We start from the raw sequence: 22197 nt of genomic DNA on the forward strand, positions 1-22197 counted from the left end.
GCTCGCCGAGCGGGTTCGCAGGTCACGCGGTCGTCCGGCGGTCCTCCGGGGCCGCCACAGGGGCGTAGCTCAATTGGCAGAGCAGCGGTCTCCAAAACCGCAGGTTGCAGGTTCAAGTCCTGTCGCCCCTGCAGCACGTGACGGCAGGTCCGCCGACCGGCGGGCGGGTGGACGAGGACGGTGAGGACGGCGCAGTGAGCGAGGACAGCAGCCGGCGTCGGCGCGCGAGCGACGACGACGACGCGCGTCCGGTCACCGCCGCCGGCCGTCGACGGCGGAGCGGTGGGGACGGCGACGAGGGCACCGGCACCACCGGGGCCACGGCCACCAAGGGCACCGCGACCCCGACCCGCGATCGGGCGCAGGCCGCACCGCAGGGGTCGGTGTTCGCCCGCCTGCAGCGGTTCCTGCGCGAGGTGGTGGCCGAGCTCCGCAAGGTGCACTGGCCGACCCGGCGCCAGGTCGTGGTCTACACGTTCGTCGTCCTCGTGTTCGTGTCGTTCATGATCGCCTTGATCGCGGGGCTCGACTGGGTGTTCGCCAAGGCCGTGTTCGCCCTCTTCGGCTGACCGTTCCGCCGAGCGGCCGGCCGGGCACCGTCCGCGGTGCCCGCCGTGCAAAGGAAGTGAGACGAGAAGTGACCTCCGCAGGATCCGGCGCAGAGCCCGACACCACCCCGGACGGCGGCGAGCCCGAGCTCGTCGGTGAGTCGCGCACGCGTGGCGTGATGGTGCGCGAGGGCAGTGGCACCTACGGGGACCTCAGCACCGAGGAGAACCCGGCGACGCTCGACGACGGCGAGGTCGCCCGCGCGGCGCAGGAGGCCCGCGAGGCCGACGACACCGACGGCGCGGACGCCACCGAGCAGGACGCCGGCGAGCAGGACGCCGGCGAGCAGGACGCCGGCGACCCGGAGGCCGACCTGCGCGCGGCGCGCACCGCCCTCGGCGCACCCGTTGACGAGGACGACACCGACCTCCCCGAGGAGTCGGCCGGCACCGGTGACCTCGCGGCGCGCGACGACCTCGACGACGAGATCCAGGTCGACGACGAGGGCGCCGCGGAGCCCGAGGAGGAGGTCGACCCGGCCCAGGCCCTCAAGAACTCCCTGCGGCTGGCCCCCGGCGACTGGTACGTCGTGCACTCCTACGCCGGTTACGAGAACAAGGTGAAGGCCAACCTCGAGACGCGCGTCCAGACCCTGGACGTCGAAGACTTCATCTTCCAGGTCGAGGTGCCCACCGAGGAGGTCACCGAGATCAAGAACGGGCAGCGCAAGCAGGTCCAGCGCAAGGTGCTGCCCGGCTACATCCTCGTGCGGATGGATCTCAACGACGCGTCGTGGAGCGCGGTGCGCAACACCCCGGGCGTCACCGGTTTCGTCGGCGCCACCTCGCGCCCCTCGCCGCTGACGCTCGACGAGGTCGTCAAGTTCCTCCTGCCGCGCCAGGAGACGCCGAAGAAGGCCAAGGGTGCGGAGAAGGGCCCCGAGACGTTCGGTGCGAAGCCGGCGGTCGAGGTCGACTTCGAGGTCGGCGAGTCGGTGACCGTCATGGACGGCCCGTTCGCGACGCTGCCCGCCAGCATCTCGGAGGTCAACGTCGACGCCCAGAAGCTCAAGGTGCTCGTCTCGATCTTCGGCCGGGAGACCCCGGTCGAGCTCGGGTTCAACCAGGTCTCGAAGATCTAGACCCGGCACACGGACAGAACAGGGAACAGGAAGCGATGCCCCCGAAGAAGCGACGGCTCTCCGCGGTCGTCAAGCTGCAGATCAGTGCCGGCGCGGCGACGCCGGCCCCGCCCGTCGGCCCGGCCCTGGGTCAGCACGGCGTGAACATCATGGAGTTCTGCAAGGCCTACAACGCCGCCACCGAGGCGCAGCGCGGGCAGGTCGTGCCGGTGGAGATCTCGGTCTACGAGGACCGGTCCTTCACCTTCGAGCTCAAGACCCCGCCGGCGGCCAAGCTGCTGCTCGCCGCGGCCGGCGTGAAGTCCGGCAGCCCGACGCCGCACAGCAGGAAGGTCGGCTCGGTCACGCAGGAGCAGGTCCGCGAGATCGCGCAGACCAAGATGCAGGACCTCAACGCCTACGACCTCGACCAGGCATCCAAGATCATCGCCGGCACCGCCCGGTCGATGGGCCTGACCGTCTCCGAGTGACCCGCGTCGGCCGGTGACCACCCGGCCGACGACCCGTGGGAGGGCCGCGCCGCCCTGACCACACCTGATCCGCGAAGGACAGCTCATGAAGCGCAGCAAGAAGTACCTGCAGGCCGCCGAGAAGGTGGACCAGGACAAGCTCTACAGCCCGCTCGAGGGCATCAACCTGGCCAAGGAGACGTCGACGACGTCGATGGACGCCACGGTCGAGGTGGCCATGCGGCTGGGTGTCGACCCCCGCAAGGCCGACCAGATGGTCCGCGGCACCGTGAACCTGCCGCACGGCACCGGCAAGACCGCCCGCGTCATCGTGTTCGCCACCGGCGACAAGGCGCGCGAGGCCGAGTCGGCCGGCGCCGACGTCGTGGGCTCCGACGACCTCATCGAGCGCATCCAGGGCGGATGGCTCGAGTTCGACGCCGCCGTCGCCGCGCCCGACCAGATGGCCAAGGTCGGCCGCGTCGCGCGCATCCTCGGCCCCCGCGGGCTCATGCCGAACCCCAAGACCGGCACCGTGACCCCGGACGTCGCCCGCGCCGTGAGCGACATCAAGGGCGGCAAGGTCAACTTCCGCGTGGACAAGCAGGCGAACCTGCACCTGATCATCGGCAAGGCCAGCTTCGACACCGAGAAGCTCGTCGAGAACTACGGCGCCGCGCTGGACGAGATCCTGCGCGCCAAGCCCTCCGCGGCGAAGGGCCGCTACGTCAAGAAGATCACGGTGACCACGACGATGGGTCCCGGCGTCCCGGTCGACCCGAACCGCACGCGCAACCTGCTCGCCGCCGACGCGTGACCCCGTGCCGGGCACCCCTGCTCGAGGGGTGCCCGGGCGCGCGCGTAGACTGAGCACCAGATCGAACCCCGATCCACCCGAGACCGCTGGTCCCCGCCGGGCTGCACGCCCGGTCGGACGAAGGCCCCACGACGGGGCGGCCCGCGCAGGAGGACGAGGGTCGTGACCCGCCGGGCCCGGCTCGACCAGCGGCCCGCGCGCCGTCCCGACGCCCCGTGCGCCTGCGCACGGGGCGTTCGTCGTTCCGGGCCCGGAACAGCCACCGCGGTCGCCCGAGAACGCAGAGAGGAGGCGCGGATGGCTGCTGAGACGAGAGCACCGGCTGCCGACAAGGTCGCCGCCGTCGCCGAGATCGCCGCGGAGTTCCGCGACGCCTCGGCCATGGTCGTCACCGAGTACCGCGGCCTGTCGATGAAGCAGCTCTCGCAGCTGCGCCGGTCGCTGGGCTCGGACGTCACCTACGCCGTCGCCAAGAACACCCTGGTCAAGCGCGCCGCCGCGGACGCCGGGGTCGAAGGGCTCGACGACCTGCTCGTCGGCCCGACGGCCATCGCCTTCATCGCCGGGGAGCCCGTGGACGCCGCCAAGGCGCTGCGCGACTTCCAGCGCGAGAACAGGGCGCTGGTCGTCAAGGGCGGCTACATGGAGGGCCGCGCGCTCTCCGCCACCGAGGTCGAGCAGCTGGCCGACCTCGAGTCGCGCGAGGTGCTGCTCGGCAAGCTCGCCGGCGCGATGAAGGGCAACCTCACGAAGGCCGCCCAGCTGTTCAACGCCCCGGCGTCGCAGATCGCCCGTCTCGCCCAGGCCCTGCAGGACAAGCGGGCCCAGGAGGGCAGCGGCAGCACGGAGGAGGCCGTCGAGGCGGTCGAGTCCGCCGACGCCGCGGCCGCCGACACCACCGCTGACTCCACCGCCTGACACACCCACCCGCACGCACCCAGCCCGTAGCGGGGTGGGGACGAACGAAGGAAGGAACCGCCACCATGGCGAAGCTGTCCAGCGACGAGCTTCTCGACGCCTTCAAGGACATGACGCTCATCGAGCTCTCGGAGTTCGTGAAGAAGTTCGAGGAGACCTTCGAGGTCACCGCGGCCGCCCCGGTCGCCGCTGCCGCGCCCGCCGCCGCCGGCGCCGGCGCCGCCGCGCCGGTCGAGGAGGAGAAGGACGAGTTCAACGTCGTCCTCGAGGGCGCCGGCGACAAGAAGATCCAGGTCATCAAGGTGGTCCGCGAGGTCGTCTCGGGCCTGGGTCTCAAGGAGGCCAAGGAGCTCGTCGAGAGCGCCCCGAAGCCGATCCTCGAGGGCGTCAACAAGGAGGCCGCCGACGCGGCCAAGGCCAAGCTCGAGGAGGCCGGCGCGAAGATCAGCCTGACCTGATCGTCGCGCGCGAGCGCAGCACGGACGGGGCGGGGACCCACCGGGTCCCCGCCCCGTCGTCGTCTCCGGGTCCGTCCCTGAGTCCTCTCCAGGACCACGCGACCGGGTGTCACCCGCTCCGGTCCAGCGGCCGCCGAATGCGCGACGAGCGGCAGCAGGTGGTCCGCCGAACGCGTGAGGAGCGCCGCCCACCGCCCCCCGCTCGGACCAGCACCGGAGCGTGACCGGGCGACCACGACCCCCCCGCTGCCCACGTTTCCCGATGAGTAACCTTCTCAGCCATCCGTCGTTGAGGACGTGACGCCCCTCTCGTGGGGTGCCGACTCGATGGCGTCGGTAACACAGGGCGTGCATCCGTCGACACGACGACGACAGCGGGAGGACTCCATTGGCGGGCGTCGAGGTCGGCATCAAGAACCTGTCGAAGTCGTTCGGCAGTTCCACCATCTGGTCCGACGTCACGCTGACACTGCCTGCCGGTGAGGTGAGCGTGCTGCTCGGCCCGTCGGGTACGGGCAAGTCGGTGCTCCTGAAGTCCATCATCGGGCTGCTCAAGCCGGAGAAGGGCTCGATCTTCATCCACGACACCGACCTCGTGCGGTGCTCGGAATCGAAGCTCTACGAGATCCGGAAGCTGTTCGGCGTCCTGTTCCAGGACGGCGCGCTGTTCGGGTCGATGAACCTCTTCGACAACATCGCCTTCCCGTTGCGGGAGCACACCCGCAAGGGCGAGAAGGAGATCTCCGACATCGTCATGGAGAAGCTCGACATGGTCGGGCTCTCGGGTGCGGAGGACAAGCTTCCCGGCGAGATCTCCGGCGGGATGAAGAAGCGCGCCGGCCTGGCCCGCGCGCTGGTGCTCGACCCCGAGATCATCCTCGTCGACGAGCCCGACTCGGGCCTCGACCCGGTGCGCACGGCGTACCTCAACCAGCTCATCGTCGACCTGAACGCCCAGCTCGACGCGACGATCCTCATCGTCACCCACCACCTGGGCACCGCGCGGTCGCTGCCGGACAACATCGGCATGCTGTTCCGCCGCAACCTGGTGATGTTCGGCCCGCGCGAGGTGCTGCTCACCTCCGAGGAGCCGGTGGTCCAGCAGTTCCTCCAGGGCCGGCGCATCGGCCCGATCGGCATGTCCGAGGAGAAGGACTCGGCCCAGATGGAGGCCGAGATGGAGGAGCTGAAGAAGAAGGGCGGGTCGGCGGAGTCCGAGGAGTCGTTCATCGACCCGCAGCTCGAGGTCAGCGAGGGGATGCCCGAGCGCAAGGCGGTGCAGCGGCGCAAGGACCGCGTCATGCAGGTCCTGCACACCCTGCCGTACAAGGCGCAGACGGCCATCCTCGAGCAGTTGACCGAGGAGGACCAGGAGCGCTACGGGATCTCGCGCGACCAGGACCGCACCGAGCTCATCGAGATCACCTACAACAACCCGCCCGAGGACGCCGACCCGTTCGGGTACAAGGCCATGTCCGAGGCCGAGGACAACTCGATGGTCGAGGGCAGCCCGGCCGGCGAGGGCGAGGGCGAGGGCGACCAGGCCGGGTCCGGGGACCCCAACGCCGACGCCGAGGCCCGCAAGGCGCCGCCCGCGCCGCCGGAGTCCGACGAGCCGCTGGTGGGTGTCCCCGCCGACGAGGACGCGGGGGGCACCGTCGTGCTCCCGCAGGCCGGCGAGCACACCAAGGACGACTCCGAGAAGTCCGACGAGACCGGTGCCTCGCCCTCCGACCAGGAGGACGACCAGCAGGACGGATCCGGTCAGCAGCAGGGCGACCGGCAGGACCAGGACGAGCCGAGGACCGAGCAGATCCCGGTCGCCCGCGACGACTCCGGGCAGGCCACCGAGCAGACCGAGCAGTCCGACCAACAGGGCACCGAGGACGACCAGCGTCCGACCGAGCAGGTCGCCACGGCCGGCGCCGCGGCGGCGGCCTCGGGCGGACGCCACCACTGGCGCGAGGAATCCGAGGACCAGGACGCGCAGGTCGCGCAGGGCGGGTCCGGCCTGGTGCCGATGGAGCGCCGGCCCGACCGCGAGGGCGAGGGTCAGCAGGGCGGCTCCGCCCCACGGAGCAGCCGGGAGGCGGACCGCTCGGGGTGGGCGGCGCCCGCGGCGGGGCAGGACACCGCCCCCGACGCGTCCGGCGAAGCCGCGGGCGATCCGCCGGCCGAGGGCGGGCCGGGCTCGCCGCAGCAGGCCGCGCCGGCGACCGACGAGACGGGTCGCCCGCAGGGCGGTGACTCCGGGATCGGGTCGAGCCGTGGCACCAGCGGGACGAGCGACACGAGCCACGACGGAGGGCCGCGCGGCCGTGGGGACAACGACGAGGGGCTCATGGGTGGTCTGAAGCGCATGTTCCGCCGGAGCGCTTCGTGAGCAATCGGCTCGCCGCGGGCAACTTCCCCGGGGCCGGGGCCCTCACCGCGACCGGCAAGCTCTTCGCGTTGGGCCTCGACGTCGTCGTCGGGATCTTCCAGCGCCCGTTCCAGACCCGCGAGTTCATCGATCAGTGCTGGTTCATCTCGCGGGTCTGCATCCTCCCCGCGGCGCTGGTGTCGATCTCGTTCGGCTCGGTCATCTCGCTGCAGCTGGGGTCGCTGATCCGCCAGTTCGGCGCCCAGTCGTTCTCCGGCGCGGCGAGCACGCTGGCGGTCATCCAGCAGGCGGCGCCCGTCATCTGCGCGCTCCTGGTGGCCGGGGCCGGCGGCTCGGCGATCTGCGCCGACCTCGGCGCCCGCACGATCCGCGAGGAGATCGACGCCATGGAGGTGCTGGGCGTCAACCCGATCCAGCGCCTCGTCGTCCCCCGCGTCCTCGCGTCCATCCTCGTGTCGGCGCTGCTGTTCGGCCTGGTGTCGATCGTCGGTGTCGCCGGCGGCTACTACTTCAACGTGGTTCTGCAGGGCGTCACCCCGGGCGCCTACGTGCAGGGCTTCTCGGCCCTGTCGAAGCCGTCGGACCTGCTCGTCGGCTTCATCAAGGCAGCGTTGTTCGGGCTTGCCGCCGGGATCGTCGCCGCGTACCGCGGCCTCAATCCCGCGGGTGGGCCGAAGGGCGTGGGTGATGCGGTGAACCAGGCCGTCGTCATCACGTTCATCCTGCTGTTCGCGATCAACGTGATCGTGACGGCCGTCTACCTCAACCTCGTCCCGCCGAGCAAGTTCTGACCGCAGCTCTGACGTTCTGACCGCCGCTCCCCAGGCCAGGATTCGATGACGATCACCTCCCGCGTACGACGCGCGGTCGATGCCCCGCTGGGTGTCCTCGACACCCTCGGCGACCAGGCGTCGTTCTACACCCGGACACTCGGGTGGATCCCGAAGTCGGTGACCCGCTACCGGCGCGAGGTCCTGCGTCTCCTCACGGAGGTCGCCTTCGGGTCCGGCGCCCTCGCGTTGATCGGCGGCACCGTCGTCATCGTCGCCACGTTGACGTTCTTCACCGGCTCCGTCGTCGGTCTGCAGGGCTACTCAGCGCTGAACCAGATCGGCACCTCGGCCTTCTCCGGGTTCGTCACCGCGTACTTCAACACCCGCGAGGTGGCACCCCTGGTGTCGGCGCTGGCGCTGTCCGCGACGGTCGGCGCCGGCTTCACCGCCCAGCTCGGCGCCCAGCGGGTGTCGGAGGAGATCGACGCGCTCGAGGTCATGGCCGTGCCCTCGCTGCCGTTCCTCGTCACCACGCGCGTGGTGGCCGGCTTCATCGCGGTCATCCCGCTCTACGTCATCGGCCTGGTCAGCTCGTACCTGGCCTCCCGGCTGCTGGTCACGAACTTCTACACGCAGTCGCCCGGCACGTACGACCACTACTTCAACCTCTTCCTGCCACCGCAGGACGTCGTCTACTCGTTCCTGAAGGTGATCATCTTCGCCCTGGTGATCATCCTCGTGCACTGCTTCTACGGCTACAACGCCAGCGGCGGACCCGCCGGCGTGGGCGTGGCCGTCGGCAACGCGGTGCGCAACTCGATCGTGCTGTTCACCGTCCTGGACAACCTGCTGACCCTGGCCATCTGGGGCACCACGACCTCGATCAGGATCGCCGGATGAGCGCGCCCACCCACGAGACCCAGCAGGATGACTGGGCGCCGCCGATCAAGGACAAGCGGCCGCCGCTGAGCCCCCTGCGCCGCCGCCTGATGGGCCTTGGGCTCGTCATCCTCATGCTGTTCGTCGTCGCCTTCTGCCTGGCGATGTTCAACAAGGTGTTCAAGCCGACCGAGACCGTCTACCTGCGCACGGAGACGGTGGGCAACCAGCTCTCCCCGCAGGGCGACGTGAAGGTGCGCGGGGTCATCGTCGGTGAGATCACCTCGGTGGACAGCGACGGCTCCGGCGGCGTCATCGAGATGGCGATGGACCCGGACTTCCTGCCGAACATCCCGAGCAACACCACGGCGATGCTGATCCCGAAGACGCTCTTCGGCGAGCGCTACGTGTCGCTGTCGATCCCCCCGAACGCGAGCCCGCGGCCGCTGCAGGAGGGCGACACGGTCACGCAGGACCGCTCGGAGAACGCCACCGAAACCGAGCAGGTGCTCAACAACCTGCTCCCGGTGCTCACCGCCGTGCAGCCGCAGAAGCTCTCGGACACCCTCGGCGCGATCTCGCAGACGCTGTCGGGTCGCGGCGAGGAGCTGGGCGACACCCTCGTGCTTCTCAACCAGTACGTCGAGGGCCTCCAGCCGGCGCTGCCCGACCTGCAGGCCAACCTGCGGGCCCTGGCGCCGACCGCAGACATCTACAACCAGGCGGCCCCCGACCTGCTGCTGGCGCTGGACAACCTCGTCACCACCAGCCGCACGCTCGTCGAGCAGCGCGCTGCCTTCGAGTCGACGTTCCGGTCGGTCACCTCCGCGTCGAACGTGACGACCGAGTTCCTCGCGGCCAACCGGGACAACATCATCGAGCTCGCCGCCTCGGCGCGACCGACCCTCGAGACATTGGCGCGCTACAGCTCCGAGTTCCCCTGCCTTCTCCGGCAGCTGACGGACCTCACGCCGAAGATCAACGATGTGTTGAACCCAGCGACCGGCATTCAGATCGACGCCGAGATCACCATCGACCGTACGAAGTACACGGGCGCAGATCGTCCGGTGTACCGGGACGATCGGGGCCCGCGGTGCTACCAGATCGAGGGTCAGGCGCCGCAGTACCCGCCGGGCGGCCCCATTGCCGACGGCTCGACCCAGCCCGACCCCTCGCGGAGCACCCAAGACGCCTATGCCGGCGGTCAGGGCGAGGAGATCGACGAGGACTCGCAGACGGGTGATGACTCGCAGGCGGGGGCGCGCACTCCGGCCGACCCGACCGCCGACACGGGCGGCGAGACCGAGGGCCAGGCGGCGGTCGGCCGCGTCGACGGCGCCAACATCGGCCTGCCCAACAGCCCGAACTCACCCGAGGAGCGCCAGCTGGTGACCGAGGTGACGGCGATGCAGATGGGGATCTCCCCGTCGCAGGTGCCCTCCTTCGCGCCCTTCCTGAACGCCGCGACGCTGCGTGGAGCGCCGGCGGTGATCCGATGAGGGGTCTCGCCGCACCGCTGATCAAGCTCGGCATCTTCACGGTCGTCACGGTGCTCTCGGTCGCGGTGCTGCTCACCGCGATCCAGAACAGCTACTTCGGCAGCGCCTCCGACTACAAGGCGCGCTTCACCGACGCCTCCGGCCTCATCGCGGGCAGCGACGTCCGCATCGCCGGGGTCCGGGTCGGGCAGGTCACCGAGGTCGCGCTGGTCGACCGCCACGTCGCCGAGGTGACCTTCAAGGTCGACGAGAGCCGGCGCATCCCCATCGGGTCGATCTTCGCGATCAAGTACCAGAACCTCGTCGGCCAGCGGTACCTCGAGATCTCCCGCGGTAACGGGCCGATGAACGCGGTCCTGGCCGCCGGGTCGACGGTCCCGGAGAGCCAGACCCGGCCCCCGCTCAACCTCACGGTGGTCTTCAACGGCTTCAAGCCGTTGTTCCAGGCGCTGAGTCCGAACGACATCAACCAGCTGTCGTTCGAGATCATCCAGGTGCTGCAGGGCGAGGGCGGCACCGTCAACTCGTTGCTGGCCCGCACGGCCTCGCTCACGTCGACCATCGCCGACCGTGACGCGGTGATCGGCTCTCTGATCACCAACCTGAACAGCGTGCTCGACACCGTCAACGCGCGTGACGAGCGGCTGAGCGGCCTGATCGTGTCGCTGCAGCAGCTCGTCAGCGGCCTCGCCGCGGATCGGGTCGCAATCGGCTCGACCCTGCAGCCGATCGCGGACCTGACAACCGCGACTGCCGGCCTCCTCGAGGAGGCACGCCCGCCACTGCGGGACGACATCATCCAGCTCGGGCAGCTCTCCGCCAACCTCAACGACAACCGGGGCCTCGTGGAGAACTTCCTGCGCTACACCCCACAGAAGGCGAACAACATCGGCCGCGCCGGGAGCTACGGCTCCTGGTTCAACTTCTACCTCTGCTCCGCAGGGGTCTCGATCGGCTTCGGTGGGACACCGATCTCGCAGACGCCGCTCGGTCTGCTCGGCATCCCGGATGAGTTGAGCCTGCCTCCTGAAGTGCTCGGCGGGGGTTTCCGATGCAACGCATGAAGCCGTTCCGGAAACGGAACCCGCTCCCGATCGGCGCGGCGAGCCTCGCGATCCTCCTGCTGCTCACCGCTGCGTCCCTCAACATCAAGGACCTGCCGCTGATCGGGCAGGGCCCGACTTACACGGCGCGCTTCTCCGAGGCGGCGGGCGTCCTACCCGACGACGACGTCCGCGTCGCCGGCATCCGCGTCGGGACGGTCACCGACCTGACGCTGGAGGGTCGCGACGTCCTCATCTCGTTCAAGGCGCCGGACGCCTGGATCGGCAACCGGACCTCCGCTTCGATCGAGATCAAGACCGTGCTGGGGCAGAAGTACATCCAGCTGGAGCCGGCCGGCGACCGCCCGCTGGACCCCGACCAGCAGATACCCCGCGAGCGCACTCGGGCGCCCTTCGACGTCATCCAGGCGTTCTCCCAGCTGTCGACCACGGTGGAGGACCTCAACACCGATCAGCTGGCCGAGAGCCTCGGCGTGCTGTCGGAGACGCTCGACGGCGCGGCCGGCCCGGTCCGCGGCGCCCTCGACGGCCTCAGCCGACTCTCGCGCACGATCTCCTCGCGCGACCAGGAGCTGGCACGGTTGCTGGCCAACACCCGCACGACCACCCAGGTGCTCGCCGACCGCGACGCCGAGGTCGAGCGGCTCATCAACGACGGCAACCTGCTGCTCTCGGAGCTACGTGCGCGCAAGGCGGCCATCGACAACCTGCTCAACGGCACGATCGCACTCTCTGCGCAGCTGCGCGGGCTCGTCGCCGACAACGAGGCGACGCTGCGGCCGACCCTCGAGGAGCTCGACGGCGTGCTCTCGACGCTCGAGGAGAACTCGGCGAACCTCGAGAACGGGCTGCGCCTGCTCGGGCCCTTCTACCGTGTGTTCGCGAACGTGGTCGGCAACGGCCGCTGGTTCGACGCTTACATCTGCAACCTGGATGGACCGACGTTGATCGATCCGGGTTGTGATCCGGGTACGAGGCTTGATCCAAGTGCCCTGTTCGGCGCGCTCGACCCAGCAAATCTGCGAACGCTCCTGGAGAACGCCCTGGCCCAGCTCGGGGCGCCCTCGATACCCGGGATCGATGAGCTGCCCACCGTTCTGGCGGCCCTGACCCCGGCACAGCTGACCGAGCTCCAGGGGCTCCTCGCCGGCGGGACCGAGGAGACGCCCGGCCTAACCCCCGCTCAGCTTCAGATTCTCTTCCCGAACGGGGTGCCCGACATCGGGGCGTTCCTCGGCGCGCTGGGCCCGGTCGCCGGTGGAGCGAGGGGCCTCCTTCCCGGTGCCGGTGCGCCGGCCGGCGGTGCCGCCGAAGCCCCGGCGGGTGGCGACGCAGAAGAGACCCCGACCGGCGAGACCACCGGCGACAGCGAGGAGGGAGGCGGCTGATGGCCGACCGCATGGTCACGTTCTTCGAGAGTGCGTCGCGCACGCTCGCGGCGGCGTTGGTGCTGGCCCTCCTCGCGACGGCAGGGCTCTGGTACGTCCTCCAGCAGGGCAGCCAGCGCACGGTCACCGCGTACTTCACGTCGACGATCGGTCTGTACGTCGCCAACGAGGTGACGATCCAGGGCATCCCCGTCGGCAAGGTCGACGAGATCGTCCCGCAGGGCGACGTCGTGCGGGTGGTGCTCAAGGTCGACAAGAAGGCGCCGGTCCGCGCCGACGCGCAGGCCGTCATCGTTGCGCCCACCCTGGTCAGTGACCGCTACGTGCAGCTCGGCCCGACCTACGAGGGCGGGCCGCAGCTCGCCGATGGCGCGGTCATCCCGGTCGAACGCACCGGCGTGCCCGTCGAGCTCGATCGTGTCTACCAGAGCCTGGACACCATTGCCCGGGCTCTCGGGCCCAACGGCGCCAATTCCACCGGCGCGCTCAATCGGCTCTTACAGTCCTCGGCCGGAGCCCTCGGCGGCAACGGCGAGTTGCTCAAGAGCACGATCACCGAGCTGGGCGGCGCTGTGGGCACGTTGGCCGACAACCGCGACAACCTGTTCGCGACGGTCGACAACCTCGGACAGTTCACGAACATGCTCGCCCGCAACGACGGCGCCGTACGCGACCTCAACAATCAGCTGGCCGACATCGCCGCCTTCCTGGCCTCGGAGCGTGGCGACCTTTCACGAGTACTGGCAGATCTGCCGCCGGCCCTGGACGACGTAGCTCGCTTCGTGAGAGATAACCGCGACATCCTGCGCACCGACGTCGGTCGCCTGGCCAACATCTCCGACATCCTGGCCCGCCAACGCGTCGCGCTCACCGAGATCGCAGATGTCGCCCCGTTGGCGCTGAACAACCTGACGAACTCCTACAACGCGAATTCCGGGACACTCGACGTCCGTCCGGTGCTGGCGCCAGAGCTGATCGGCGATGGGCTCGATCCTCGCGCCCTGCTCTGCAATCTGCTGGCCAACCAGCCTGGCCTGCCGACATTCCTCCAGCAGACGCCGCCTAGCGAGCTGGTGACCCAGGTCGCGCGGGCGTCCGTGGTCTGCGGTGCGATCCTCGGCGGCACCGGGCCAGAGAGCCCGCTCGGCCTTTCTCTGGCCCCTATCCAGGCGTTGCTGGGATTGCTCGGCGACCAGCCGAACCTCGACCTGGCCGAAATTGCCCCGGGCCTACCTCCGGGGGTCGGGACCGGGGGCGGTAGCGCCGATCCCACTGTCGGGACGAGTGACCAGACCGCGACCCCGACCGAGCCGGGCGCCGGCATCCTCGGCCTCGACTCCTTGGGAGGTGGGGAGTGACCGCGCCGTACATGCGTTCGACGAGGGGTGTCCGAGTGGTCGCGCTGTTTGTGGTGGCCTTGATCGGACTGTCCGGCTGTGGCGTACGGTCGCTGCAGGAGCTGCCTCTGCCGGGCGGTGCCGCGCTCGGCCCCGAGCCGTACACGGTGACCGCGCAGTTCACCAACGTCGTCGACCTCGTGCCCAACAACAGCGTGCGCGTCAACGACGTGCCGGTGGGCGTCGTGCGGGAGATCCGGCTCGCGCCCGACGGGTGGACCGCCCAGGTCACGGTCGAGGTCAACGGCGCGGTCGTGCTGCCGGCGAACGCCACGGCCCGCCTGCGCCAGACCAGCCTCCTGGGCGAGAAGTTCGTCGAACTGCTGCCCTCGCCGACCGATCCTCCCCAGGGCCGACTGGCGACCGGTGCGGTCATCCCGGTCGACCGCACCGACGTGGGTGCGCAGGTCGAGGAGGTCCTCGGCGCGCTGTCGCTGCTGCTCAACGGTGGCGGGGTCGAGAAGATCCAGACCATTGCTCGGGAGGTCAACGCCGCCACCGAGGGCAACGAGGTGCAGCTGCGTGCTCTGCTAAACAACCTCGACACCTTCGTCGGCACCCTCGACCGGCAAAAGGCCGACATCGTGCGGGCCATCGACTCGCTCGAGCGCCTGACCCGCACGCTGGTCGACCAGCGTGCCCGGATCGCCAACGTCATCGACAACCTCGGACCGGGCCTCGACGTGCTCAATCAGCAGCGGGGCCTGCTCGTGGAGACCCTGCAGTCGCTCGAACGGCTCTCGGTGGTGGGCACTGACGTGATCCGCAACAGTCAGGCGAATACGGTGGCTGACCTGCGGGCGCTGCAGCCGATCCTGCGGAACCTGGTCGAGGCCGGGGACGCGCTCCCCGGCTCGCTACAGATTCTCGTCACAATCCCCTTCGCTGACGAGTCGCTCGAGGTTGTCAAGGGCGACTTCGCGAACATCGACGTCACCCTGGACCTGGACCTCCAGGCCATCCTCACGAACATCCTCAACAGCCCCGCCGTCCCGGGCGTGGACGCGATCTTCGATCTCCTACAGTCGCCGGGGACCACGCCTCAGCCGGGCACCACCGCAACCGAAGGCACTGGCGCGCCGGGCGACCCGACCACCAACACCGCCGGTCTGATCCCCCAGCTCCCCGGCCTCGGCGGAGGGACCAGCGGATGATCGGCACGAAGATCCTGCGGTTGGTTGCGCTGTTCGCCGTCATCTCGGTGGTCGGCGTCTCGTACGTCGCCCTGCGCTATGTCGGGGCCGACTCGTTGATCGGGCTCGGCCCGTACACGGTCAAGGTGCAGCTGGCCGAGTCCGGAGGCATCTTCCCCGACGCCTCGGTGAGCTACCGCGGCGTGGAGATCGGCAAGGTCGGCGACATGCGGGTCACGCCGCAGGGGCTGGAGGTCGACCTGGAGATCGAGCAGGAGTCCCCGCAGGTGCCCGCGTCGTCGGTGGCGGTCATCGCCAACCGCTCCGCGGTCGGTGAGCAGTACGTCGACCTGCAGCCGCCCTCGAACGCCGGGCCGTACCTTGAGGATGAGTCGATCATCCCCATCCAGCAGACGCGGACGCCGGTGCCGGTCGACCAGCTGCTCGCGGACGTCGACGCGCTCGCGACGTCGGTGCCGCTGCCCGAGCTCCGCCAGACCGTGGACGAGCTCTACCTGGCGTTCGACCGTGCCGGGCCGGACCTGCAGCGCCTGCTCGACGCGAGCAACGCTCTCATCCCCGACGCCATCCGTAACCTTCCGCAGACCCTGCAGCTGCTGCGCGACGGACGAATCGTGCTCGAGACCCAGAGCCAGCTGGGGCCACAGATCACCTCGTTGAGCCGTGACCTCCAGCTGTTCACCGCTCAGCTCAAGGCCGACGACCCGAACCTGCGCCGTCTCGTGACGGCTGCTCCTCCTGCGGCGGCGGAGATCGAGGGCCTCATTCGCGACGTCGGACCGGACCTGGGTCGCGTTCTCGAGAATACGCTCGTCGTTGCGCGCATCTTGGAGCCACGGCAGGCAGGTCTCAAACAGGTCTTGGTGACATACCCGGCCCTTTCGGCGGCGGCTCCGACCGTGGTCCCCGGCGACGGACGGGTGCACTTCGGCCTCGTGCTGAACCTCGCCGACCCACCCTATTGCCGTGACGGGTACCTGCAGGCGAACGGCAACGGTGATCCCGACACGACATGGCAGTCCGCAGCGCTTCCGGGCGGACGATACGGTCGGGACGGGCCTGGGATCGAAGATGTCATTGCTGGCCAGCGAAACGACGCTTCTGGCTACTACCCCATGAACACGAGGGTGTTCTGCAACGAGGACCTCCCTGTGAACCCACGCGGTGCCCAGTGGCACCCGAACCCCGACGGGAGCCCGACGCCAGAGCGTCGGATGCCGCCGGGCGGCGGCGACCCCCGGCTCATGGGGGGCGGTGGCGGAGGTGAGAACACCGAGTCCCAGAATGACCAGCAGGACGCCACCGCGCTGGCCTCTTTGCCTGCCGGCGGAGTCCTGGGGGGCGCGACGGAAGGTGCGCCGCCGGTGATCATTCCTGGTTTGACCAGCCCCTGAGCACCACCACCGCCGCCGGGTGCCCCGAAGCCCGGCGGTCGACACCGAGGAGCTGAGTGCCACGTCCGCGACGACGGCCGACGAGGCCACCGAGACCGACGAGGCCACCGACCGCACCGGTGACGCCGAGCGCCGCCGGCGCCGCACCGTCACGGTGCTCGCCGTGGTGACGGTGCTGGCCCTGGCCGCCGCCGTCGCGAGCGGCATCTACTGGTGGTCGGGTACCCAGAGCGACACGGCCGCCGCCGCCGCGACCCGCGACGAGGCCATCGACGCGGCGGAGCAGATCGTCGTCAACATCAACACGGTGCGCCCGTCCACGCTGGACGCCGACCTCGACGCCGCGCAGTCGTCGCTGACCGAGCCGATGCTCGGCGAGTACCAGAAGGTGCGGGAGCGCTTCGCCGAGAACCTGCGCACGTCGCAGGCCGAGGTCATCGCGACCCCGGTCTCCGCGGCCCTCACCGCCTTCGACCCCGAGCGCCGGACGGCCTCGGCGATCGTGGCCATCGACGTCAACGCCCGCAGTGCGCAGGCGCCGCCCCAGGCCAAGCAGCAGCTGTTCCTCGTCGAGATGATCCGCACGCCCGACGGCTGGAAGGCCGCCAAGGCGACGCCCACGACCGGACAGCAGTAGCTGCGGCCGACCCGAGAAAGGGGGGAGTGACCGTGCCGTCCCGCTCCCGCACCAAGCCCGGCGCGACGAACCGTCGCCCGAAGGTCGCCGGCCTGCGCCAGCACGCCCACGCGGGCGCCGCGACCCGGGGCCCGGACGTCGACCTGACCGACCACGACCTCGTCGAGGCGCCGGACACCCTCGACACCGTCGAGGCCCCCGCCGACGACCGTTCCACCTCGACGACCGGGACCCCGCAGCCCGAGGCGCCGGCCGCCGAAGACCCGGAGGCCCGCGCCACGGCCCCGGCCACCGCGCCCGACGGGCCGTCGCCCGCCGACGCCCCGGCGACGCGCGAGAGCGACGACGGGCGCACCGACGCCGTGGACGCCGCCGACACGACGGGGCTCGTGGCGACGGCGACGCCCGTGGCCCCGGCCGACCCGACGGACGCCGTCGAGAGCGGGCCCGACACGGCCGCCCCGGCGGCCCCGGCCGCCCCGGCCGGCTCGTCGACGGCGGAGACCGAGGACGCCGCGACGCCGGCCGACACCACACCGGCCACGGATGCGGTGGTCGACGGCGAGGCCCCGGCGACCACCGCCACCACCGCGGCACCGACCCGCAAGCGCAAGCGGGGCGCCGGGATGACGCCCCGCCCGGAGGCGGCGACCGCCCCGACCCGCGAGCGCCGGGACACCAGCGACGCGTCCGCTCCGACGCGCACCGCGAAGCCCTCCCGCACGGGCGGGCGGCGCACCGAGCCCGAGGCGGCGCCGGGCCGCCTCGACCGCGCACGGGCCGTTCTGGTGCGCTTCGGCCGCTCGCGGGCGCTGCCGGTCACGCTCGTCGTCGTCACCGTCGTGTGCCTCGTCCTGGGCGGGCTCGCGTTCTGGCAGGGCCGCGAGGCCTGGACCGAGGGACCGGTCGCCAACGAGGCCGTCGTCGACATCAGCGGCACCGCAGAGCTCGTCGGGCAGAGCCGCGAGGCGGTCGAGAGGATCTTCTCGTACGACTTCACGCGCCTCGACGACTCGGTCGACGCGGCCCGCACGATGTCGACCAACCCGTTCACCGACCGCTACCTGCAGGTGTTCGACCAGACGATCCGCGTGCCGGCGCAGCAGCAGCAGCTGACCCAGACCGCCACCGTCGTCAACATCGGCGTCATGAGGATGCAGGACGACCGCGCCGAGGTGATGGCGCTGGCGCAGTTCTCCGCGCAGCGCACGACCACCGGCCAGTCGACCAACGCGCCCGGCCTGCTGCGCCTGCAGATGGAGCGCATCGACGGGCGGTGGAAGCTCGCCGAGCTGACGCCGCTGACGGCGCCGCCGCCCGCGCCGCGCTAGGACCCGTCCCGAGCACCCCGCGACAGCGCGTCGGGCGGGCCCCCGCGGCCCGCCCGGCGCGCTGACCTGCGTCGGACCGCGTCCACGCTCGTACGACACCGGGCGCGTCCCACTTGACGCGGAGGGCACGGGCGGTCACTCTGTTCGCAGCGCGCGGCCCTCCGCGTCCGACCCCGGAGGTCGATCCCGCCCCAGGCGGAGTTCCCTCCCGGCGTGTCACGAGGGGGGGTCGTTCGACAGGTGCCACCGTGCGTGGCTAGACTGTCGGATCGCGCTGCCCTACGTCTGTCCGCCTACCCGTGTGCCGACGCCCGGGCCGCGTCCACGCCGCCCGGCGCGCTGCGCTGCGTTCCGGGCGGTGAAGCTACTGACAGCGTTCAGACAGCGTTGTTCCGGAAGGACGCATCTTGGCAGTTACCCGCGCCACCAAGGTCTCGAACCACCACGCGTCGTTCCCCGGGGCACCCACCCGGGTCTCCTTCGCCAAGCTGGACCAGCCCCTCGAGGTTCCCGACCTGCTCGCCCTGCAGACCCAGTCGTTCGAGTGGCTGGTCGGCAGCGAGGAGTGGTTCGAGCGTCGCGTGGAGGCGGGTGAGGAGCTCCCCGTCGGTGGCCTGGAGGAGGTCCTCGCCGAGATCTCCCCCATCGAGGACTTCTCCGGCTCCATGAGCCTGTCCTTCTCCGACCCGCGCTTCGACGAGGTCAAGGCCTCGGTCGAGGAGTGCAAGGACAAGGACATGACGTACTCGGCGCCCCTGTTCGTCACCGCCGAGTTCACCAACAACACCACCGGCGAGATCAAGAGCCAGACGGTCTTCATGGGCGACTTCCCCGTGATGACCGACAAGGGCACCTTCATCATCAACGGCACCGAGCGCGTCGTCGTGTCGCAGCTCGTCCGGTCGCCCGGGGTGTACTTCGACCGCACGGTGGACAAGACCACCGACAAGGACGTCTTCAGCGTCAAGATCATCCCCAGCCGCGGTGCATGGCTGGAGTTCGACGTCGACAAGCGCGACACCGTCGGCGTGCGCATCGACCGCAAGCGGCGCCAGCCGGTCACCGTGCTGCTGAAGGCCCTCGGCTGGACCACCGAGCAGATCCAGGAGAAGTTCAACTTCTCCGAGACGCTGCTGGCCACGCTGGAGAAGGACTCCACCGCCGGCCAGGACGAGGCGCTGCTCGACATCTACCGCAAGCTGCGCCCGGGCGAGCCGCCGACGCGCGAGTCGGCCCAGACGCTGCTCGAGAACCTCTTCTTCAAGGACAAGCGCTACGACCTGGCGAAGGTCGGCCGCTACAAGGTCAACAAGAAGCTGGGCTCGGCGGTGGACCCGTCGGTCGGCACGCTGACCGAGGACGACATCATCAACACGATCTCCTACCTCGTGCGCCTGCACGCGGGGGAGACCGAGGTCGAGACGGAGACCGGCACGATCCCGGTCGAGACCGACGACATCGACCACTTCGGCAACCGTCGCCTGCGCACCGTCGGCGAGCTCATCCAGAACCAGATCCGGGTGGGCCTCTCCCGGATGGAGCGCGTCGTGCGCGAGCGCATGACGACGCAGGACGTCGAGGCCATCACGCCGCAGACCCTGATCAACATCCGGCCGGTCGTGGCCGCGATCAAGGAGTTCTTCGGCACCTCGCAGCTCTCGCAGTTCATGGACCAGACCAACCCGCTCGCGGGCCTGACCCACAAGCGCCGCCTGTCGGCGCTGGGTCCGGGCGGTCTGTCCCGTGAGCGCGCGGGCATGGAGGTCCGCGACGTCCACCCGTCGCACTACGGCCGCATGTGCCCGATCGAGACCCCGGAGGGCCCGAACATCGGCCTGATCGGGTCGCTGTCGAGCTTCGCGCGGGTCAACCCGTTCGGCTTCATCGAGACGCCGTACCGCAAGGTCGTCGACGGGATCGTCACCGACCAGATCGACTACCTCACCGCCGACGAGGAGGACCGCTTCGTCGTCGCGCAGGCCAACGCGCCGCTGCGCGACGACGGGCACTTCGCCGAGGACCGCGTGCTGGTCCGGCGCAAGGGCGGCGACGTCGACCTCATCGCGCCGACCCGCGTCGACTACATGGACGTCTCGCCGCGCCAGATGGTGTCGGTCGCGACGGCCATGATCCCGTTCCTCGAGCACGACGACGCCAACCGCGCGCTGATGGGCGCCAACATGCAGCGCCAGTCGGTGCCGCTGCTGCGCTCGGAGTCGCCGCTGGTGGGCACGGGCATGGAGCTGCGGGCCGCCGTCGACGCCGGTGACGTCGTCGCCACCGACCGCGGTGGTGTGGTCGAGGAGCTCTCCGCGGACTACATCACGATCATGGACGACGAGGGGCAGCGCACCACCCACCGTCTCCACAAGTTCACGCGGTCCAACCAGGGCACCTGCATCAACCAGAAGCCGATCGTCTCCGAGGGCGACCGCGTCGAGCCCCGCCAGGTGCTCGCCGACGGGCCGTGCACCGAGGACGGCGAGATGGCCCTCGGCAAGAACCTCCTCGTGGCGATCATGCCGTGGGAGGGCCACAACTACGAGGACGCGATCATCCTGTCGCAGCGCCTCGTGCAGGACGACGTCCTGACCTCGATCCACATCGAGGAGCACGAGATCGACGCGCGCGACACGAAGCTGGGCGCCGAGGAGATCACCCGGGACATCCCGAACGTCTCCGAGGAGGTCCTGGCCGACCTCGACGAGCGGGGCATCATCCGCATCGGCGCCGAGGTCGCGGACGGCGACATCCTCGTCGGCAAGGTGACCCCCAAGGGCGAGACCGAGCTGACCCCCGAGGAGCGCCTCCTGCGCGCGATCTTCGGTGAGAAGGCGCGCGAGGTGCGCGACACCTCGCTCAAGGTCCCGCACGGCGAGACCGGCAAGGTCATCGGCATCCGGGTGTTCGCCCGCGACGACGACGACGAGCTGCCGCCCGGGGTCAACGAGCTGGTCCGCGTCTACGTGGCCCAGAAGCGCAAGATCTCCGAGGGTGACAAGCTCGCCGGCCGCCACGGCAACAAGGGCGTCATCGGCAAGATCCTGCCGGTCGAGGACATGCCGTTCCTCGCCGACGGGACGCCGGTGGACATCGTCCTCAACACCCACGGCGTGCCGCGACGCATGAACATCGGCCAGGTCCTCGAGACCCACCTGGGGTGGATCGCGAAGAGCGGCTGGGAGGTCGATCCGGACAACACCGCCGAGTGGGCGGTGAACATGCCCGACGACATGCGCCGGGTGGAGCCCGACACGAACACCGCCACCCCGGTGTTCGACGGTGCCCGCCAGGCCGAGATCTCGGGGCTGCTGGGCTCGACGCTGCCCAATCGCGACGGCGTACGGCTGGTCGGCGAGGACGGCAAGGCGCAGATCTTCGACGGACGTACCGGCGAGCCCTACCCGCACCAGATCGCGGTGGGCTACATGTACATCCTCAAGCTGCTGCACCTGGTGGACGACAAGATCCACGCCCGCTCCACGGGCCCGTACTCGATGATCACCCAGCAGCCGCTCGGTGGTAAGGCCCAGTTCGGCGGCCAGCGCTTCGGTGAGATGGAGTGCTGGGCCATGCAGGCCTACGGCGCGGCCTACACGCTGCAGGAGCTGCTGACCATCAAGTCCGACGACGTGCTCGGCCGCGTGAAGGTCTACGAGGCCATCGTCAAGGGCGAGAACATCCCCGAGCCGGGAATTCCCGAGTCGTTCAAGGTGCTGCTCAAGGAGCTCCAGTCGCTCTGCCTCAACGTGGAGGTGCTGTCCTCGGACGGCGCCGCCATCGAGATGCGCGACGGCGACGACGAGGACCTCGAGCGGGCCGCCGCGAACCTCGGCATCAACCTCTCGCGCAACGAGTCGCCCTCCGTGGACGACGTCGTCAACTGACGCCTCGCTGCCCCGGGCCGGCACCGACCGTGCCGGCCCGGGGACTGCGGACCCTCTAGAGAATCAGCTCACCCATCCA

17 protein-coding genes, 1 tRNA gene and 1 pseudogene are annotated in these 22197 nt (G+C 70.2%); all 19 read left to right on the forward strand.

Annotation, left to right across the window (positions count from 1 at the left end; all coding sequences use genetic code 11):
- Positions 1 to 58 precede the first annotated feature (58 nt).
- The 19 genes and pseudogenes from C8D89_RS12605 to rpoB all read left to right on the forward strand — a co-directional run bounded on the left by C8D89_RS12605 (position 59) and on the right by rpoB (position 22118).
- Positions 59 to 131, forward strand: a tRNA-Trp gene (locus C8D89_RS12605).
- A gap of 63 nt (positions 132 to 194) precedes the next feature.
- Positions 195 to 569: a preprotein translocase subunit SecE gene (secE, locus tag C8D89_RS12610; protein ID WP_116708443.1), complete on the forward strand. Its 375-nt coding sequence runs from the start codon at positions 195 to 197 to the stop codon at positions 567 to 569.
- Positions 570 to 727: 158 nt separating this feature from the next.
- Positions 728 to 1690, forward strand: a complete 963-nt coding sequence (gene nusG / locus C8D89_RS12615) for a transcription termination/antitermination protein NusG (RefSeq protein ID WP_423716996.1) — start codon at positions 728 to 730, stop codon at positions 1688 to 1690.
- A 35-nt stretch (positions 1691 to 1725) separates the two neighbouring features.
- Positions 1726 to 2160 carry a 50S ribosomal protein L11 gene (gene rplK / locus C8D89_RS12620; protein WP_116708444.1) on the forward strand — a complete coding sequence of 145 codons (435 nt, stop codon included), beginning with the start codon at positions 1726 to 1728 and terminating at the stop codon, positions 2158 to 2160.
- An 85-nt stretch (positions 2161 to 2245) separates the two neighbouring features.
- Complete coding sequence (rplA, locus tag C8D89_RS12625) at positions 2246 to 2956, forward strand: 50S ribosomal protein L1 (RefSeq protein WP_116708445.1); 711 nt, start codon at positions 2246 to 2248, stop codon at positions 2954 to 2956.
- Positions 2957 to 3253: 297 nt separating this feature from the next.
- A complete protein-coding gene (gene rplJ, locus C8D89_RS12630) occupies positions 3254 to 3874 on the forward strand; it encodes a 50S ribosomal protein L10 (RefSeq protein WP_116708446.1) in 621 nt (206 codons plus the stop codon).
- Between the two features lie 65 nt (positions 3875 to 3939).
- Entirely contained in the window at positions 3940 to 4332 is a 393-nt protein-coding gene (gene rplL / locus C8D89_RS12635; RefSeq protein ID WP_116708447.1) for a 50S ribosomal protein L7/L12, read from the forward strand.
- A gap of 388 nt (positions 4333 to 4720) precedes the next feature.
- Positions 4721 to 5719: pseudogene (locus tag C8D89_RS30220) on the forward strand (ABC transporter ATP-binding protein); the annotation flags it as partial.
- Between the two features lie 992 nt (positions 5720 to 6711).
- The gene (locus C8D89_RS12645; RefSeq protein ID WP_116708449.1) at positions 6712 to 7506 is read left to right on the forward strand and encodes an MlaE family ABC transporter permease; all 795 of its coding nucleotides are present in this window, start codon (positions 6712 to 6714) and stop codon (positions 7504 to 7506) included.
- Positions 7507 to 7551: 45 nt separating this feature from the next.
- Complete coding sequence (locus tag C8D89_RS12650) at positions 7552 to 8388, forward strand: MlaE family ABC transporter permease (RefSeq protein WP_116708450.1); 837 nt, start codon at positions 7552 to 7554, stop codon at positions 8386 to 8388.
- On the forward strand, positions 8385 to 9866 hold the full coding sequence (locus tag C8D89_RS12655) for an MCE family protein (RefSeq protein ID WP_116708451.1): 1482 nt from the start codon (positions 8385 to 8387) through the stop codon (positions 9864 to 9866). The genes C8D89_RS12650 and C8D89_RS12655 overlap by 4 nt, the downstream gene beginning before the upstream one ends.
- A complete protein-coding gene (locus tag C8D89_RS12660; RefSeq protein ID WP_116708452.1) occupies positions 9863 to 10930 on the forward strand; it encodes an MCE family protein in 1068 nt (355 codons plus the stop codon). Before C8D89_RS12655 ends, C8D89_RS12660 begins: the two co-directional genes overlap by 4 nt.
- Positions 10927 to 12318, forward strand: coding sequence for an MCE family protein (locus C8D89_RS12665; RefSeq protein ID WP_207787194.1), 1392 nt, complete (start codon positions 10927 to 10929; stop codon positions 12316 to 12318). Before C8D89_RS12660 ends, C8D89_RS12665 begins: the two co-directional genes overlap by 4 nt.
- On the forward strand, positions 12318 to 13676 hold the full coding sequence (locus C8D89_RS12670; protein WP_116708453.1) for an MCE family protein: 1359 nt from the start codon (positions 12318 to 12320) through the stop codon (positions 13674 to 13676). Before C8D89_RS12665 ends, C8D89_RS12670 begins: the two co-directional genes overlap by 1 nt.
- A 35-nt stretch (positions 13677 to 13711) precedes the next feature.
- Positions 13712 to 14869 carry an MCE family protein gene (locus C8D89_RS12675; RefSeq protein ID WP_243418052.1) on the forward strand — a complete coding sequence of 386 codons (1158 nt, stop codon included), beginning with the start codon at positions 13712 to 13714 and terminating at the stop codon, positions 14867 to 14869.
- Positions 14866 to 16263, forward strand: a complete 1398-nt coding sequence (locus C8D89_RS12680; protein ID WP_243418053.1) for an MCE family protein — start codon at positions 14866 to 14868, stop codon at positions 16261 to 16263. The genes C8D89_RS12675 and C8D89_RS12680 overlap by 4 nt, the downstream gene beginning before the upstream one ends.
- Positions 16264 to 16282: 19 nt before the next feature.
- Positions 16283 to 16900, forward strand: a complete 618-nt coding sequence (locus tag C8D89_RS12685) for a hypothetical protein (protein WP_116708454.1) — start codon at positions 16283 to 16285, stop codon at positions 16898 to 16900.
- Between the two features lie 32 nt (positions 16901 to 16932).
- Entirely contained in the window at positions 16933 to 18231 is a 1299-nt protein-coding gene (locus C8D89_RS29210) for a hypothetical protein (RefSeq protein ID WP_165825678.1), read from the forward strand.
- Positions 18232 to 18638: 407 nt separating this feature from the next.
- A complete protein-coding gene (rpoB, locus tag C8D89_RS12695) occupies positions 18639 to 22118 on the forward strand; it encodes a DNA-directed RNA polymerase subunit beta (RefSeq protein ID WP_116708455.1) in 3480 nt (1159 codons plus the stop codon).
- Positions 22119 to 22197 lie beyond the last annotated feature (79 nt).

Origin of the sequence: Actinomycetospora cinnamomea (genome assembly GCF_003096675.1) — a bacterium.
GTDB classification, from domain to species: Bacteria; Actinomycetota; Actinomycetes; order Mycobacteriales; family Pseudonocardiaceae; genus Actinomycetospora; species Actinomycetospora cinnamomea.